Source organism: Actinoplanes sp. NBRC 101535, assembly GCF_030269225.1.
GTDB classification, from domain to species: domain Bacteria; phylum Actinomycetota; class Actinomycetes; order Mycobacteriales; family Micromonosporaceae; genus Actinoplanes; species Actinoplanes rectilineatus.
Genome location: NZ_BSSY01000003.1, coordinates 250,353 through 266,919 on the forward strand (window position 1 = coordinate 250,353; position 16,567 = coordinate 266,919).

Annotated in this window: 14 protein-coding genes, 1 other RNA gene and 1 pseudogene; 12 read left to right on the top strand and 4 right to left on the bottom strand. The window is 70.1% G+C overall.

Annotation, left to right across the window (positions count from 1 at the left end; all coding sequences use genetic code 11):
- Positions 1-4 precede the first annotated feature (4 nt).
- From QSK32_RS10175 to mctP, 3 genes are all read left to right on the top strand, one after another.
- A complete protein-coding gene (locus QSK32_RS10175) occupies positions 5-1,114 on the top strand; it encodes a bifunctional RNase H/acid phosphatase (RefSeq protein WP_285471905.1) in 1,110 nt (369 codons plus the stop codon).
- 141 nt (positions 1,115-1,255) lie between these two features.
- A complete protein-coding gene (locus QSK32_RS10180; RefSeq protein WP_045743492.1) occupies positions 1,256-1,474 on the top strand; it encodes a DUF3311 domain-containing protein in 219 nt (72 codons plus the stop codon).
- Positions 1,467-3,110 carry a monocarboxylate uptake permease MctP gene (gene mctP / locus QSK32_RS10185; RefSeq protein WP_045743493.1) on the top strand — a complete coding sequence of 548 codons (1,644 nt, stop codon included), beginning with the start codon at positions 1,467-1,469 and terminating at the stop codon, positions 3,108-3,110. Before QSK32_RS10180 ends, mctP begins: the two co-directional genes overlap by 8 nt.
- Here mctP and QSK32_RS10190 read toward each other — a convergent pair.
- Positions 3,079-3,819, bottom strand: a complete 741-nt coding sequence (locus QSK32_RS10190; protein WP_157411105.1) for a DUF6301 family protein — start codon at positions 3,817-3,819, stop codon at positions 3,079-3,081. The genes mctP and QSK32_RS10190 overlap by 32 nt on opposite strands.
- A gap of 156 nt (positions 3,820-3,975) precedes the next feature.
- Here QSK32_RS10190 and QSK32_RS10195 point away from each other — a divergent pair, with 156 nt between their 5' ends.
- The gene (locus tag QSK32_RS10195) at positions 3,976-4,698 is read left to right on the top strand and encodes a hypothetical protein (RefSeq protein ID WP_045743495.1); all 723 of its coding nucleotides are present in this window, start codon (positions 3,976-3,978) and stop codon (positions 4,696-4,698) included.
- A 569-nt stretch (positions 4,699-5,267) separates the two neighbouring features.
- Here QSK32_RS10195 and rnpB read toward each other — a convergent pair.
- Both rnpB and QSK32_RS45465 read right to left on the bottom strand, forming a co-directional pair.
- Positions 5,268-5,676: RNase P RNA component class A (gene rnpB, locus QSK32_RS10200), an RNA gene on the bottom strand.
- A gap of 83 nt (positions 5,677-5,759) precedes the next feature.
- A pseudogene (locus tag QSK32_RS45465) lies at positions 5,760-6,251 on the bottom strand (toll/interleukin-1 receptor domain-containing protein); the annotation flags it as partial.
- A gap of 20 nt (positions 6,252-6,271) precedes the next feature.
- Between QSK32_RS45465 and QSK32_RS10205 the strand changes: the two are divergent.
- The 5 genes from QSK32_RS10205 to QSK32_RS10225 all read left to right on the top strand — a co-directional run bounded on the left by QSK32_RS10205 (position 6,272) and on the right by QSK32_RS10225 (position 10,691).
- The gene (locus QSK32_RS10205; protein WP_045743497.1) at positions 6,272-7,351 is read left to right on the top strand and encodes a type I glyceraldehyde-3-phosphate dehydrogenase; all 1,080 of its coding nucleotides are present in this window, start codon (positions 6,272-6,274) and stop codon (positions 7,349-7,351) included.
- Positions 7,348-8,268: a threonine/serine dehydratase gene (locus QSK32_RS10210; RefSeq protein WP_285471738.1), complete on the top strand. Its 921-nt coding sequence runs from the start codon at positions 7,348-7,350 to the stop codon at positions 8,266-8,268. Before QSK32_RS10205 ends, QSK32_RS10210 begins: the two co-directional genes overlap by 4 nt.
- 40 nt (positions 8,269-8,308) lie before the next feature.
- On the top strand, positions 8,309-9,406 hold the full coding sequence (locus QSK32_RS10215; RefSeq protein ID WP_285471739.1) for an ABC transporter permease: 1,098 nt from the start codon (positions 8,309-8,311) through the stop codon (positions 9,404-9,406).
- A 57-nt stretch (positions 9,407-9,463) separates the two neighbouring features.
- Positions 9,464-10,066 (top strand): GTP cyclohydrolase II, encoded by a 603-nt coding sequence (locus tag QSK32_RS10220; protein ID WP_045743500.1) that lies wholly within the window; start codon positions 9,464-9,466, stop codon positions 10,064-10,066.
- Positions 10,067-10,136: 70 nt separating this feature from the next.
- Positions 10,137-10,691 carry a M15 family metallopeptidase gene (locus QSK32_RS10225; RefSeq protein WP_285471740.1) on the top strand — a complete coding sequence of 185 codons (555 nt, stop codon included), beginning with the start codon at positions 10,137-10,139 and terminating at the stop codon, positions 10,689-10,691.
- Here the strand turns inward: QSK32_RS10225 and QSK32_RS10230 are convergent.
- Positions 10,688-11,479, bottom strand: coding sequence for a methyltransferase domain-containing protein (locus tag QSK32_RS10230; protein ID WP_045743502.1), 792 nt, complete (start codon positions 11,477-11,479; stop codon positions 10,688-10,690). The two genes, QSK32_RS10225 and QSK32_RS10230, sit on opposite strands and share 4 nt — an antisense overlap.
- 102 nt (positions 11,480-11,581) lie before the next feature.
- Between QSK32_RS10230 and QSK32_RS10235 the strand changes: the two genes are divergently transcribed.
- The 3 genes from QSK32_RS10235 to QSK32_RS10245 all read left to right on the top strand — a co-directional run bounded on the left by QSK32_RS10235 (position 11,582) and on the right by QSK32_RS10245 (position 16,566).
- Positions 11,582-12,607: an aspartate-semialdehyde dehydrogenase gene (locus QSK32_RS10235; protein WP_045743503.1), complete on the top strand. Its 1,026-nt coding sequence runs from the start codon at positions 11,582-11,584 to the stop codon at positions 12,605-12,607.
- A 298-nt stretch (positions 12,608-12,905) separates the two neighbouring features.
- On the top strand, positions 12,906-13,112 hold the full coding sequence (locus QSK32_RS10240) for a hypothetical protein (RefSeq protein WP_045743504.1): 207 nt from the start codon (positions 12,906-12,908) through the stop codon (positions 13,110-13,112).
- A gap of 88 nt (positions 13,113-13,200) precedes the next feature.
- Positions 13,201-16,566, top strand: coding sequence for a chromosomal replication initiator protein DnaA (locus QSK32_RS10245; protein WP_285471741.1), 3,366 nt, complete (start codon positions 13,201-13,203; stop codon positions 16,564-16,566).
- Position 16,567: the final 1 nt, after the last annotated feature.

Sequence of the window (16,567 nt, forward strand, 5' to 3'; positions counted from 1 at the left end):
GGATCTGCACGTCATCGTCGAGGCAGACGGCGGGTCCCGGGGCAATCCCGGGCCGGCCGGGTACGGCGCTGTGGTCCGTGAGGCGGCCACCGGTGAGGTCCTGCTGGAGCGGTTCGCCTCGCTCGGCGTGGCCACCAACAACGTCGCGGAGTACTCCGGTCTGGTCGCCGGCCTGCAGGCCGCCGCCGAGCTGAACGCGACCCGGGTCGACGTCCGGATGGACTCGAAGCTGGTCGTCGAGCAGATGTCCGGCCGTTGGCAGATCAAGAACCCGGGTCTGCGCCCGCTCGCCGCGGAGGCGGCCGTGCTGGTCGGCAAGTTCGCCCGGGTGACGTTCGACTGGATCCCCCGGGAGAAGAACAAGGCCGCGGACGCCCTGGCCAACCGGGCGATGGACGAGGCCGCCGGCAAGCCGGTGCGGGACACGATCGAGGCCTCCGTCCCGGTGCTCGGCGACACCAAGCCGCCGCTGTCCTGGGCGCCGCCGTCACTGGACAACGCCACCCGGATCATCCTGGTCCGGCACGGTTCGACGCCGTTGACCTCGGCGGGCCGCTACTCCGGCCGCGGTGACGTGCCGCTCACCGACGAGGGCGAGGCCCAGGCGATGGCCGCGGCCGGGCGGGTGGCCGGCATCTGCCGCGACGTCACGGCCGTCCTCAGCTCACCCCTTCAGCGGTGTACGCGGACCGCCGAGCTCATCTCGGCCGAGGTGGGCGGACTGCCGGTGACCGTGATGGACGACCTGATCGAATGCGATTTCGGGGCGTGGGAGGCCCGCACCTTCGCCGAGGTGCAGGAGGGCTGGCCGGACGAGATGGCGGCGTGGATGGCGTCGACCAGCGTCGCCCCGCCCGGCGGGGAGTCCTTCCAGGCGGTGGCGAAACGCGTCCGTGGCGTCCTGGCGACCGTGCTCAGCACGTACCCCGGAAAGACCGTGGTGATCGTCTCGCACGTCTCACCGATCAAGCTGATCCTGCGGGACGCGCTCGCGGCGGGTGACGCGTTCCTGCACCGGCTCTACCTGGACGCGGCGGGCGTCTCCACGATGGACGTGTGGCCGGACGGCAACATCGCGGTGCGGTCGGTCAACGAGACCGCCCACCTGCGTTAGACGCACCCATGGGTCAAGGAACGAGACGGTGTGCCCATTGGGCGCACCGTCTCGTCCGTTGGGCGCAGTGAGGATCGCTCCGGCATCCCATCTCTCGTTAGCGTGACGTAGGACACACGCTCTGCTGACGGAGGAGGACTCATGGCTGAGCCGGAGCATCCGCGAACCGATAGAAGTCCCTGGAACTGGCTGCTCGTGGTGCCGATCGTGGTGCCGCTGCTGACCCCGCTGTACAACTTCGACGAACCGCGACTGGGCGGGTTCCCGCTCTTCTACTGGCTGCAGTTCGCGTTCATCCTCCTCGGCGTCACGACGACGACCGTCGTCTACCAGATGACCAAGCGAGGCCGTCGTGGGTGACCACATCGTCGAGATCTCGGTCTTCGCCTTCCTGTTCCTGCTGGTCAGCGTGATGGGTTTCATCGCGTCGCGGTGGCGGGCCCCGCAGGACATGGCACACCTGGACGAGTGGGGGCTGGGCGGCCGCAGCTTCGGCGGCTGGATCACCTGGTTCCTGGTGGGTGGCGACCTGTACACGGCGTACACCTTCGTCGCCGTGCCCGCGCTGATCTTCGGTGCCGGCGCCGCGGGGTTCTTCGCGGTGCCCTACACGGTGGTCATCTACCCGATCTTCTTCCTGATCCTGATCCGGCTCTGGTCGGTGTCGCACCGGCACGGGTTCGTCACGCCGGCCGACTTCGTACGCACCCGGTTCGACTCGCCGACGCTGGCGCTGCTGATCGCGATCACCGGCATCACCGCGACGATGCCCTACATCGCGCTGCAGCTGATCGGCATCGAGGCGGTCCTCAAGACGATGGGGATGACCGGGGAGAGCGCGTTCGCCCGGCACCTGCCGATCATCGTGGCGTTCGCGATCCTGGCGGCGTACACCTACCAGTCGGGTCTGCGGGCGCCGGCGCTGATCGCGTTCGTCAAGGACACCCTGATCTACCTGGTGATCATCGTGGCGGTGCTGTGGCTGCCCTCCCAGCTGGGCGGCTGGAGTGCGATCTTCGACGCCGCGGACGCGAAGTTCCAGGCGTCACCGGCACCCGGGGACGGGATCATCCTCAACGCCAACAATCAGATCCAGTACTTCACGCTGGCACTCGGGTCGGCGCTGGCGCTGTTCCTCTACCCGCACAGCATCACCGGGGTGCTGGCCAGCAAGAACCGTAACGTCATCAAACGGAACATGTCGGCGCTTCCGGCGTACAGTCTCCTGCTCGGCCTGATCGCCCTGCTCGGCTACATGGCCATCGCGGCCGGGGTGAAGCCCCTGCCCGGGGCGAAGCCCGGCAGTGTGGACGGCAACACCGTCGTGCCGCTGCTGTTCGACATGCACTTCCCGGCCTGGTTCGCCGGAGTGGCGTTCGCCGCGATCGGCATCGGCGCCCTGGTCCCGGCCGCGATCATGTCGATCGCCGCGGCCAACCTGTTCACCCGCAACATCTACAAGGAGTACCTGCGGCGCGACGCCACCCCGGCCCAGGAGGCGACCGTTGCGAAGGTCACCTCGCTGGTGGTCAAGCTGGGCGCGGTGGCCTGCATCATCTTCCTCGATCCGCAGTTCTCCATCGACCTGCAGCTGATCGGCGGCGTGATCATCCTGCAGACCGCGCCGTCGGTGATGGTCGGCCTCTTCACCCGGTGGCTGCACCGGGGCGGGCTGATCGCCGGCTGGGTGGCCGGGATGGGCCTCGGTTTCTGGATGCTCTGGCAGATCCCGAACGCGGTGACCGGCCGGGCACACTTCGGCGGGTCGGCCTTCTCGCTCGCCGAATTCGGCTTCGACACCACCCGGACGGTGTACGCCGGATTCGTCGCGGTCCTGGTCAACCTGCTCGTGGCGGTGATCGTCTCGGTGGCGCTGCGGGCGGCGGGCACGCCGGAGGGGACCGACGGCACGAAGCCGGACGACTACTTCGCCGACGCCGACGACCCGCGGATCGACCGCGACCTCAGGCTCGACGTAGCGGAAGGTGCCAAATAGGCAGGTCGGACCGGTAGGACAGCTCTTCCGGCGATCGGTGGCCGGCCTCGTCCCGCAACCAGATGACGAGGTCGGTCGCCAGCTCCGCGTAGTCCGCGCCCCGGGCCGGCCAGGCCAGGACCCGGGTCGTGCCGCCGATCGTGACGGTCAGCCGGTCGGCCGCCTGACTGAGCACCAGGTCGTCGGTCAGCCACACCACGGTCCCGGCGGGCAGCGAGGCGGCCGCGTCAGCGAGCCCCGCCTCCAGATCCGCCCAGGTGGGCGCGCTTTCCAGATCAACGACGTTCCTCGGGTACGCCGTGCGTCGCGGTCCCGGCCGCAACCAGAGGTCGAGGGCACCCGGCTTGTCGACCACCTCGAGCACCCCGGAGGCCACCGGCCAGCCGGCGCTCGGATCCGGTCCGGGATGCGGCGTCGCGGGCGGTCCGAGCAGCCCGGTCACCACGTCGACCGCGGCGGCGAACGCGTCCCGGCGGGCCAGCACCGGCGCCGGGGTGGGCCGGGCCACCAGGCTCAGCCAGACCGCGGTGACCTCGTCGCCGAACAGGAACGCGCCGGCACCCGCGCCGAAGTCGCAACTGACGTTCCCCTCGGACGGGGCGCGGTAGGTTCGCCCGGCGGCGACGACCAGCCGCTCGAGATCCTGGAGCGACCAGTTCCAGCGCATCGCGGCGAGCGCCGGGACGGTGTGCGCGAGCGCTTCGATCACGGTTGTCATTCTCGCGTACCGGTGAGATCCGATCCCCCAGGGGCCATAGAGCCCAAGAACGCGAAAAATGCGTATAAAGGCCTTCAGGTCCGGTAGCGTCGTTTTTCGGCGCCGACCACGGCCTTCCCCGCCTCGGTCTTTTGGAGTCAAACCCTGATGACCCTGACGCAGCAGTTCGCCACCGAATACGCCAAAGGTGCGGTGCCCGGCATGCTCCGGGCCATCCGCACCAGCAAACGCGCCAACCAGCTGATCCTGCTCGGCGCGCTCGGTGCCAGCTACCTCCACCAGGCCCACTACCTGGCCAGTCTCGGCGCCGGCATGTTCGCCTGGATCGTGCCCGGCGTCTTCGACCTGGCCATGCTCTCCATGCTGACCATCGCCGGCACCGCGGGCATGGCCGCCGACGCCAAACGCGCCGCCATGAAGATCCTCGCCGTCGTCGTGGTCATCTCGGCTGCGGTCAACTTCGCCGCACCCGGCCCCCTCGGCCTGCGGATCATCTTCGCCCTGGTGGTCGGCCTGGTGGCCGGCGTCGAATGGGTGGCCGCGAAGATCCGCCCGGACTTCGCCGCGATCGAGGCCCGCGAGGTCGAGGTGATCGCCGAGGTGAGCGCCCCGATCCGCAAACTCGACCCGGAGGTGGCCCGCGAACGAGCCGCCAAGGCAGCCGCCACCCGCAAGGCCAACGAGGCCGCGAAGCTCGCCGAGGACGAGGCCCGGGCTCGAGCCGAGGCCGCCCAGGCCCGAGCGGCCAGGGCCGCGGAAAGAGCGAGGGTGCGCACCGAGAAGGACGCCCGCGAACAGGCCGAACTCGAGCAGATGTTGGACGGGGTTCAGCCGCATCCGGTGCTGGCCGGCCAGCACCGGGCCGACTGAGTAGGCAAGCATCTGGCTTTCGCGGCCGACTTTCGGTGGCGATCAGTCGATATGATTGCCGGCGAGATGCTGCGCTGAGCCGGCCCCTCGGGTCGGCCTGGTTCTTGCTCTGCATGATCGGTGCGTACTGCTTGACCTACTACGCCCAGGTGGGCCACGTGAGTGTGTCCAACGCCGGGAGGGAGGCGCGCATGAGGGGACCCAAGGCAAGTGTGAGCGTCGTGCTGAATGTCAGTGCCGCTGTCCTGGTGAACTTTGCAGCAGCAGAGGCGGGCTGAGCGCAGCATCTCATCACCGCCAGATCGACCGCGGCCCGGCCTGTTGGTCAGGTGCGGGTTTCCGCTGGAGGGAGTGTGTATTTGGATGTGGTGATCTCGCGTACGTGAAAGTACGCATGCACCGCAGCTGTGGACCATTCGGCTGGATTACCCCCTGCGGATCCTTTTCCAGGGGTGAACCGGGCCTCCTGGGGTCATCAAATGACGCCTGATGTTGCCCGCGGCCGACCATCAATGCCTGTGCGCAAGATGAGGTCAGCACCGTTTCGGCGCCTCTGGCCTGGGGGGCGATGGACGAGTCGGCCTGTACGCCGGATTCTGTCCCGGAGGCCGAAGCCTCCATGGGCGGCCATCCATCTCGGCCTGCCGTTGCCGACAGGCTCATGCAGCCTACCCGCAGGCTCGGGCGAGCAGCCCTCGAACGCCTGCGCCGGCCACCGCCTCGCGGCTGTGGCCTTGCTTGGCCTTGCTCCGGGTGGGGTTTACCGAGCCACCCCGGTCGCCCGGGGTGCTGGTGAGCTCTTACCTCACCGTTTCACCCTTACCGGCGCCGCGCCGTGGCGCGTGCCGGCGGTCTGTTCTCTGTGGCACTGTCCCGCGGGTCGCCCCGGGTTGCCGTTAACAACCACCCTGCTCTGCGGAGTCCGGACGTTCCTCGGCGATGCTTTGAGGGCACCGACGCGGCCGCCCAACCGGCTCGTCCATCGCGTCCGCCATCGTAGCCGAGCCTCGGCGCGGCCCGCCGACCAGCGTCATCAGCAGGTCGTGGGCGTCTTCGTCGCCGAGGCCGTGGAGGCTGCGGCAGGACATCCGGCGCAGTTCGGGCGGCGGTCCGGTGTCGTCGAGTCCTAGAATGATCACCTGGTCGGTGAGGGTGGCGAGGGCTTTCCAGTCGGGTCCGGCGCCGTGGTGTTCGGCGGAGAGCAGGAGCAGCACCGGTTCCGGGCCGGATCGCGCGTGGACCAGCCGATCCGCGAATCCGGCGTCGGCGGGGTGGAGCCGGACGTCGTGGCCGGCGGCCCGCAGCTCGACGGCGATCCACTGTGCCCAGGGGTGATCGGGGGGTGCGTAGGACACGAGGATGGGCACGTCCCCAGCATGCCGGACGACTCTCCACAGTGCTCGCCCATCCGTCGACGGGTGTCGCTGAATTCCTGTGACAATGTCGTCCGTTGACGTGCAACTTGCACAACTCATAGTGTCGACCCAGTGACTACGGGTGGACTCTAGTGAAAACGGGGCGACCTGGTCACGGGTCATATGCTGACAAAGCATCCGAATCCGAGGAGCGCTCGATGACTGTCACGATCGGGATCAACGGACTCGGGCGGATCGGCCGAAGCTTGACTCGGATCGTGGCGGCCGCGCCCAACCCGGGTGTCGAGATCGTCGCGGTCAACGACCTCGCCTCCACCGAGAAACTGGCGTACGGCCTGCGCCGCGACAGCATCCGCGGCGCCTTCCCCGGGACGGTCTCCTCCCGCGGCGACCAACTGGTGGTGAACGATCGCACCATTCGGGCGTTCCACCACGAGCGTCCCGAGCGGATCCCGTGGGCCGAGGAGGGCGTCGACGTCGTCATCGAGGCCACCGGGCGTTTCCGGGCCGGCACCGCGGCACGCAGCCACATCACCCACGGCGGCGCCCGCAAGGTGGTGATCAGCGCCTCCGCCGACGACCCGGACGCGTTCCTGGTCTACGGCGCCAACCACCTCAGCTACGACCCGGACCTGCACGACGTGGTCTCGCCCGCCTCCTGCGGCGTCAACGCGCTCACCGTGATGGCGAAGGTGCTGCTCGACCGGTTCGGCCTCAGCTCGGTCAACACCTCGGTGATGCTCGCCGCCCAAGGTTGGCAGCGGGTGCAGGACTCGCTGGTCGGCAATTCCCGGGAGGACCCGCGGCTGGGCCGGGCCGTCGGGGAGAGCATCGTCCCGCACAACTACGTGGTCGGTGACCTGGTCCGGGTGGCGCTGCCGGAGATCGGCGAGATGCGCTACAGCTACTACTGCGTGCCCACGCCGGTCGGTTCGCTCGCCGAGCTGTCCGGGCAGACCCGCCGGCCGGTCACCATCGAGGAGGTCAACCGGGCGATGGCCGAGGCCGCGGCGGGCCCGCTGCGCGGGGTGCTGGCGTACGACCCGGACCCCACGGTCTCCATCGACGTCAAGAACAACTCGGCGTCCTGCCTGTTCGACCCGTCCGGCACGCAGACCACCGCGTCCGGCGGGGTGAAGGTGCGCGGCTGGTTCGACAACGAGTGGGGCTTCTCCAACCGGCTGCTCGACCTGGCACGACTGGTCGGCGAGCGACTGCCGGTGCCGTCCAGCCGGATGAACTGGAGCGTCGTCGAGGACCTAGTCTCGAACCAATGATCAACACTTCTGACGTACGGGATGCCGCCCGGCGCCTCGAGGGGCGGCTCCGGCGTACCCCCGTGTTCGCCACCGCGCCGGACCGGTGGTTCAAGCTCGAATATCTCCAGCACGCCGGGTCGTTCAAGACCCGCGGCATGTTCAACCAGGTGCTCGCCGGCGTCGAGCGGGGCGCCGTCCCGGCCGCGGGCATCGTGGCCGCCTCCGGGGGCAACGCCGGGCTGGCCGCCGCGTACACCGCCCGCGAGCTGGGGATCACCGCCGAGGTGTACGTGCCGGTCACCGCACCCGCCGTGAAGGTGGCCAAACTCGGCAAGCTGGGCGCCCGGGTGGTGCAGGCCGGTGGCGAGTACGCCGAGGCGTACGCCGCCGCGACCGTCCGCGCCGAGCAGACCGGTGCGCTGTTCTGTCACGCGTACGACGACCCGGCCATGGTCGCGGGCAACGGGACCATCGGGCTGGAACTGGCCGAGCAACTGCCGGACGGCTTCGACACCGTGCTCGTCGCGGTCGGTGGCGGCGGGCTGATCGCCGGGGTGATCGCGGCGCTGCGGGACCGGGCGCGGATCGTCGCCGTGGAACCGGCGACCTCGCGGGCTCTGGGGGCGGCGCTGGCGGCGGGCGGACCGGTGGACGTGCCGGTCTCCGGGGTGGCGGCCGACTCGCTGGGGGCCCGTCGGTCCGGGCGGATCGCGTACGAGATGGCAGCCGACGCCGGAATCACCTCGGTGCTGGTCGAGGACACCGCGATCGTCGAGGCCCGCCGGCGCCTGTGGGACGAGCACCGGATCGTGGCCGAGCACGGCACCGCGGCCGCGCAGGCGGCCCTGATCTCCGGCGTCTACCGTCCGGAACCGGGGGAGCGGGTCGTCGTCCTGCTCTGCGGCGCCAACTCCGACCCGGCCGATCTGGCCTGAACCGCCCTCGCGGGACCGTCCGGTCGGCCAGTCTCAGGAAATGGCCGACGACAACGACGGGCAGATCAGCTCGGTACGCCAGTTCCGGCGCTTCGCCACGGTGGTGTGCGCCATCGGTGTGCTGGTCCAGCTTCTGCTGACCACCTATTACCTGGGTATGGGGCACAAGGCGGCGCCGCATCATCTGCCGGTCGGGCTGGTCTCCGCCTCCGGCGAGCAGAAGGCCAGGGTCACCGCGATGCTGGAGGACGGCGGTTCCTTCAAGGTGTCCGGGTACGGCGATGCGGCCGCCCTGACCACGGCGATCCGGGAACGGGACGTCTACGGCGGCGTGGACCTGACCGGGGACGCGCCGATGCTGTACGTGGCCAGTGCTGCCGGCACCGCGGCGGCGACCCTGCTGAAGAGCACCTACGCGACGGTCATGCGGCAGCAGAAGACCGCGCAACTGGCCGCGCTGACGACGGCCACGGTGCCGGTGACCGAGGCCCAGGCACTGGTGGCGGCCGATGCGATGACCGACGTGGTGCCGCTGCCCGCGGACGACGTCAACGGGGCGTCACTGGGGTTCCTCACCCAGGCGCTGTCACTGGGCGGCACGATCGCCTCGATGGGACTGGGCCGGCTCATTCCGCGTACCCGCAGAAGCTGGAAGCGTGGCGTCGCACATCTCACCACGCTGATCCTCTATGCGATCGGTTCCGCGGCGGTGGTGCTGTGGTCGATGAGCTGGTTCGGTGTCGGAGCCGACGCGAACCGGTGGGAGATGCTCGGCATCTTCTCGCTGATCTCGCTGGCGGTGACCGGGTCGACGGCCGGCGCGGTCGCCCTGATCGGCCCGGCCGGCGCGCTGGTCGGCGCGTTCTACTTCACCGTCGGCACGGTCATCTCCGGGGCCAGCATCCTGCCGGAGTTCCTGCCCGACTTCGGCCGGCGTCTCGGCGAGAACCTGCCGACCGGCGCCGGGGTGCAGGCCGTCCGCGACGACCTGTACTTCCCGGATGCCGCGATCGGCGGGCATCTGCTGATCCTCTCGCTGTACGCGGTCATCGGCTCGCTCCTCATCCTGATCACCAATTTCCTGCCCAACCGGAGCGACGCCACTTCGGAAGTTGATCTCAAGATCACCGGGACGTGAACCGGGAAGCACTCTCGGTCCGTACTTGACTTGAAATATCAAGTGCAGGGAGTGGGCATGCCGGTTCGTACTCGCGTCACCGTTCCGCTCGAGTTCGCCGACGGTTGGGGAACCACCGCGGAGGTCATCACGTTCACCGGCCTGGCGGACGGCAAGGAGCACCTGGCGCTCGCTCTCGGGAACGTCACCGGGGTGCCGCTGGTCCGGATGCACTCCGAGTGCATGACCGGGGACGTCTTCGGTTCACAGCGCTGCGACTGCGGCCCGCAGCTGCGCGAGGCCGTCGAGGAGATCGCCACCGCCGGTGGGTACCTCCTCTACCTGCGGCAGGAGGGCCGGGGGATCGGCCTGTACGCCAAGTTGGACGCGTACGCGCTGCAGGACCTGGGGATGGACACCTACGAGGCGAACCGGGCCCTCGGTCACGCCGACGACGAGCGGGACTACACCGCGGCCGGGCAGATGCTGGAGGCGCTCGGTGTCACCGAGGTGGACCTGCTGACCAACAACCCGGACAAGTCCCGTCAGCTGCGCGACCTGGGCGTCGGCGTCCGGTCGGTGCGGGCCACCGGGGTGCACGCGTCCCCGGCGAACGTCCGCTACCTGCAGGCCAAGGTCGCGCACACGCAGCACACGATCGACCTGCCCGCGGCCTCCTGAGATCCGCCCTCAGCCCGGTCGGCCGGTTGCCGAACGGGAGGACGTGGGCATCGAGGCAGTGACGTCACGCATGGCGGAGATCCAGACCCGGATCCTGTCGTTGCAGCAGCCGCCACCGGTTGCGGCTCCTCCTGTTCCGGCGAAGGAGCCACAACCGGTCACGGCCTTCGCCGAGCAGTTGCGGAAAGCGGTGGAGCAACCCAGGACCACCGCCCGCCTCGACGGCCGTGGCATCCCGGTGGATCTGGCCGGGTTCGGCAACGGCCGGATCCCGGCGGACGCCCTGAGCCGGGTCGGTGACACCCGCCACCTGCTCTGGGACCCGGCCGCCCGGTCGTTGACGGCGCTGATCGAGGCGGCCCGCGCGGACGGGGTCACGATCGGGGTCAACAGCGGCTATCGCTCGTACGACGAACAGGCTCATCTGGTCCGCACCAAGGGTCTCTACTCCCGGGGTGGGCTGGCGGCCCGCCCGGGCACCAGCGAGCACGGCTGGGGGATGGCCGCCGACCTGCACCTGAACCGGCAGGCGTTGTCCTGGATGCGGCAGAACGCCGGGGCGTACGACTTCGTGGAGAACGTCCCCCGCGAATCCTGGCACTGGGCCTACAAGCCCTCTCTCTAGGCCCGGCAGATGATCTCGCCGTGGGTCAGGGCGAGCCAGCCGTCCTCGTCGGAGGACCAGCGCCGCCACCCGTCCGAGATCCGCTGCAGGTCGGCGTCGGTGGCTCCGGCCCTCCGTGCGCCGCCGGCCATCTCCGACTGCAGGATCCGGTCCGCCCACATGCCGCCCCACCACCGGCGTTCCTCGCCGGTGAAGCACCACACGCTCGCCGTCGCGGTCACGTCGGTGAACCCGGCCGCCCGCGCCCACGCGTAGAGCCGCCGTCCCGCGTCCGGCTCGCCGCCGTTGGCCCGCGCCACCCTCTGGTAGAGCGCCAGCCACTCGTCGAGCTCCGGCACCACCGGGAACCAGGTGAACGTGGCGTAGTCGCTGTCGCGCGCCGCCACCACCCCGCCCGGTTTGGTGACCCGCCGCATCTCGCGCAGCGCCGTGACCGGATCGGTCACGTGCTGCAGCACCTGATGGGCGTGCACCACGTCGAAGGAGTCGTCCGGCAGGTCGAGCGCGTGCACGTCGCCGACCAGGAAGTCCACGTTCGTCAGGCCCTGCCGGCCGATCTCCTCGCGGGCCAGGCCGAGCGCGGCCTCGTGGTGTTCCAGGGCGGTGACGCGACCCGGTGTGAGACGCGTCGCCAGGTCCGCGGTGATGGTCCCGGGACCGCATCCGACGTCCAGGAGGGAATTTCCGGAGGAAAGATGCGGCAGCAGGTATGCCGCCGAATTCTCTGCGGTGCGCCAGCGGTGTGAGCGCAAGACCGACTCGTGGTGTCCATGGGTGTAGGTCGCCATGCCCTCGAAGCTAGCCCCGTTGTCCCCCAATGTGAGACACCTTTCCCGCATAGTGGGCAATGAGATTTCTCCCCGCGCAGTTCAGGCCGTAGTTTGGTGTCCATGAGGATCGGTATCGTGGGCGCCACGGGACAGGTCGGTGGCGTCATGCGCCGCATCCTGGCCGAACGCCAGTTTCCCGTCAGTGAGCTCCGGCTCTTCGCCTCCGCGCGCAGCGCGGGCCGCACCATCGGCTGGGGCGACGGCGAGGTGACCGTCGAGGACGCGGCCACGGCCGACTACCGCGGTCTGGACATCGTCCTGTTCTCCGCGGGCAAGGGCAGCTCCAAGGAGTATGCCCCCCGCGTCGCCGAGGCCGGTGCCGTCGTGGTGGACAACTCGTCCGCCTACCGGATGGACCCGGACGTCCCGCTCGTCGTCGCCGAGGTCAACCCGGACGCCGCGCGGAACCGTCCGAAGGGCATCATCGCCAACCCGAACTGCACCACCATGGCCGCCATGCCGGTGCTGCGCCCGCTGCACGACGAGGCCGGCCTGGTCTCCTTCGTCGCCACCACCTACCAGGCCGTCGGCGGTGCCGGACTGGCCGGCGTCGCCGAGCTCGACGAGCAGATCAAGAAGGTCGCCGACCGGGCCACCGAGCTGACCCACGACGGTTCCGCGGTCGAGTTCCCCGAATCCAAGGTCTTCCCCCGGCCGATCGCCTTCAACGTGGTCCCGCAGGCGGGCTCCTTCGTCGACGACGGCAGCTTCGAGACCGACGAGGAGCAGAAGCTCCGCAACGAAAGCCGCAAGATCCTCGATCTGCCCGGCCTGCTGGTCTCCGGCACCTGCGTCCGCGTCCCGGTCTTCACCGGCCACTCGATCCAGGTCAACGCCCGTTTCACCCGTGCGCTCAGCCCGGCGCGCGCGCAGGAGCTGCTGGCGAACGCCCCCGGCGTCGAGCTCTCCGATGTGCCCACCCCGCTGCAGGCCGCCGGCCGGGACCCGTCCTACGTGGGCAGGTTCCGCGTCGACCCCACCGCGGAGAACGGCCTGGCCTTCTTCATCTCCAACGACAACCTCCGCAAGGGTGCCGCCCTCAACGCGGTCCAGGTCGCCGAGTTGGTCGCCGCCGAACTCCGCTGACCACACCTGCGTCACGCCCCGGCCGATTCCAGGCCGGGGCGTTTCTCTTGCGCTTGTCTTTCTTGTACGACCTGATGGTCCCCCACCGCAACCACACCGCCCGGACTGGCCGCCACCACGTGCGGTGGGCAAGGCCGTAGGGCCCGCGCCGGGCTGCGCTGCATGGTCACCCGCCAAGCCGTCCACTACCGCGCAGTCTCACACCGGGTGACTGTCTCATCCGGTTCCACAGTGGAAAATTGTGGACTTTTTGCCCGAATCGGTAGCGCTTGGCCGGTTTTAGCGGCACAGTGATGGAATGAACGACAGTGGGCTCGGCGAGGCACTCTATTTCTGGTGCCTCCGCGATCGTCGGGTGGAGAGCGGGGACGACGTGTGTCCCGCCCAATTCCGGCTCGGTCCCTACACCACGGCTGAAGACGCGACGCGGGCACTCGAGACCGTCGAGAAGCGCAATGCCGAATGGGATGCCGAGGACGCCCGCTGGACAGGGGAAGCCGGCTGACGCCCGGTTCCGGCCACGCGTCCAAGCCGGAACCGGGCAACTCCAGGCGCAGACGTGCCCGCAGTCATTCGCAAGGAGGAACACCTCGATGCCCGCTGCCACCAAGAAGGCCGCGACCAGGCCCGCCGTCTCCGGCGCGGCCGCACCCCGCCGCACGGCGGCAGCGTCGCCGGCCCGTACGGTCGCACCCAAGCCCACCACCAGGGCCGCCGCTGCGAAGCCGGCCGCGTCCCGAACCACCGCGCCGAAGCCGGCAGCCACCAGGGCTGCGGTCACCAAGAAGGCAGCTGCCGCCAAGCCCGTGGCGGCCAAGTCGGCGGCGAAGGCTCCGGTGAAGGCTCCGGTTGTCAAACGGCCGGTGAAGGCCGCGGCCAAGCCTGTCGCCAAGCCCGCTGCCAAGCCTGTCGCCAAGCCCGCGGCCAAGCCCGCCGCCAAGTCGGCTTCCTCCAAGGCCGCCATCGTGAAGCCCCGGACTCCGGCCGGCTCTCCCGCGAAGGCCGCCAGAACGGGCCGACTCGTGCCCGCGCAGCAGTCGAAGACGACGGCCACCAAGGTCACGGCACCGAAGAAGGCGGCTTCCAAGACCGCCACTCCGTCGAAGACCGCGGTCACCAAGAAGTCAGCAGCGAAGGCCACGGTCACCAAGAAGCCGACGGTGACGGCGAAGCCCGCTGTCGCGAAGAAGCCCGCTATCGCGAAGAAGGCCACCGTCGCGAAGGCCGCCGGGAAATCCACTCCGGTCGCCAAGAACGTCACCCCGAAGCAACCCACCCGCACGTCCCCGAAAGCCGCCCAGCCCGGAACCGCCCGTGGTTCCCGGTCGGCCACGGCGATCCCGGCGGCCCGTTCCCAGAGCGGTGGCACCTCGACCCGCCGCACCGGCAACGGTGACGGCATCCTCGCCCTCGTCGGCGGCCGTTCCCGGTCCGCGACGCCGAAGCCGGCCGTCGCCGCTCCCCGCCGCGCCCCGGGCCGCCGCTCAGCAGCCGCCGCCCTCGCCCAGGCACAGATCACCGCGTCGACCGGCGACGGGCAGAACCCGCAGGAGCCGATCGCTCTGCCGAGCGGCCCCGTCCACGAGAACACCACCGGGCCCGGCAGCTCACTGGACCGCCCGTTCGAGGTCGCCTGGATGCCCCCACGGTCGGACCCGTCCGGCCCGGACACGACCGGCTCGGAACCGTACCGCTCCGACCCGTACGACCCGGATGCGAACGGTTCGGACGGCACCGGTGCCGACCCGGACGGTGCCGACGAGAACGACGCGGACCAGTACGACGTGGACCCGACCGGCTCAGACCCGAACGGTGACCTGCGCAACGCGGACCGGCACCCCGGCGACGACCCGGCCAACGCCTCCGACCAGGACCAGGACTCCGACCAGTGGGGTGCGAACCGTCCCGACCTGGAAGTCCTCGGCGACGACGAGGACACCGACGGCACCACGGTTCCCGGGCCGATCCTGGCCCAGCCGCGGCCGGACGACCCCACGCAGGCCGTCGACCAGGAGGGTTCGCGCCGTCTGCCGCCCGGAACCATCGCCACCCCCGACGAGGTGAGCCGGGCCGGTGCCGCGGCGCTGGCCTCCTACGCGGCGGGCGCCCCGATCGTGCGCCGGTTCGGCGTGGAACCCCGCGAGAGCTCCGAGACGATCGACGGCGACCTGGCGCCCGAGTACGACGAGGACGAACCGGTTCGCGCGATCGGCGTCGCCAAGGTGGCCCCGGTGATCGACGAGGGCGTCGAGTTCGCCCCCGGCGTCGCCGAAGTCCTGGAGATCGACGTCGTGGGCGGTCACGGTTTCGAGGACGACGAGACCCACCCCGCGGCCCGGACCACGGCCGCCCGTCGTGCCGCAGCCCGCGGCGAGGGCACCGGCGGCACCCGCATGTTCGGCACCGGCACGACCATCGGCGGGGCATCCACCACCCCGTCGTCCGACGACGGGTTCGACGACGACGTCGACGCCGAACCCGCGCGTCCGGCCGGCCGCCGTCGTCCCCGCTCGTCCGGCGCGGTTGCGAAGCCGTCCCGTACGGCGGCTCCGAAGAAGACCACCGGTTCGACGGCCCGGACCACCGGCACCGCCGCGACGAAGAGCATCGCCAAGCCCGCGGCGACCAGGTCCACAGGCGCGAAGTCCGTGGCGTCGAAGCCCGCAGCCTCGAAGTCGGCAGCCTCGAAGCCCGCCGGGTCGAAGGCCACCGCGTCGAAGGCCACCGCGTCGAAGGTCGCTGGGTCGAAGGCGACTGCCGCGAAGAAGGCCGCGACCAAGGTCACGGCCACGAAGGCGACGGTAGCCAAGAAGACAGCCGCAAAGGTCACCGCCTCGAAGGCGGCTCCTGCGTCCAAGGCCACCGCGTCCAAGGCCACCGGGACGAAGGCAGCGGCGGCGAAGGCGACAGTCGCGAAGGCCGCCGCCGGTAAGGCGGCAGCGACCAAGGCGACCGCGGCCAAGTCCACAGCCACCAAGATCGCAGCGTCCAAGGCTACGTCGAAGAAGGCCGCGCCCAAGGCGACCCCGGCCAAGGCGACCCCGGCCAAGACGACCCCGGCCAAGACGACCAGTGCCAAGGCGACCACCGCGAAGAAGGCCGTCGCCAAGGCGACACCGGCCAAGAACGCCACGAAGGCCACCGCGAAGGTCACCACGGCGAAGAAGACCGCTGCCAAGTCCGTCACGCCCAAGAAGGCCGCGACCAAGGCCACCGCAGCCAAGACCGCGGTTTCCAAGGCCGCGGCCTCCAAAGCCACACCGGCAAGGGGCACTGCGGGCAAGGCAACTGCGGGCAAGGCAACGGCGGCGAAGACCACCAAGGCAACGGCGGCCAAATCCACGGCGGCCAAGACGACGGCGAGCAAAGCGACGGCGACCAAGGCGGCCGGAGTCAAAGCGACGGCGGCCAAGTCGACCGGAACCAAGGCAACCGGAACCAAGGCCACAGCCGCCAAGAGGCCCGAAACCAAGGCCACGGTGGCGAAGTCGACCGGGGCCAAGACTGTCGGTTCCCAAGCCACCAAGGCCCAGGCAAAGTCCCGTCCCGCCGCGAAGTCGACCTCCACCAAGTCGACGGCAGCGAAGTCGGCCGCCACCAAGTCGACGGCGGCCAAGTCGACTGCTGCCAAGTCGACTGCTGCCAAGTCGACGGGGGCTAAGGCTGCAGCCGCTAAATCGACCGCTACGAAGGCGACCGCTACGAAGGCCGCCGCGGGGAAGGCCGCGAACGCCAAGGGAAGCACCACCCGAGGCGCCACCGGCAAGGCGGCCAACAAGGCGTCGTCCACCACTTCGACCCGGTCGACCGGTAACACCGCCAAGCCGAGCCGCGTGACCCGTACCTCGGCCGCCAACAGTTCGGCCTCAGGCCGGGCGCAGACCGCAACGCGGAGTACCCGAAACACCGCCAAGGCCGCTCCGGCCAAGGCGACCCGTACCGCAGCCCGTTCCCGCTAGA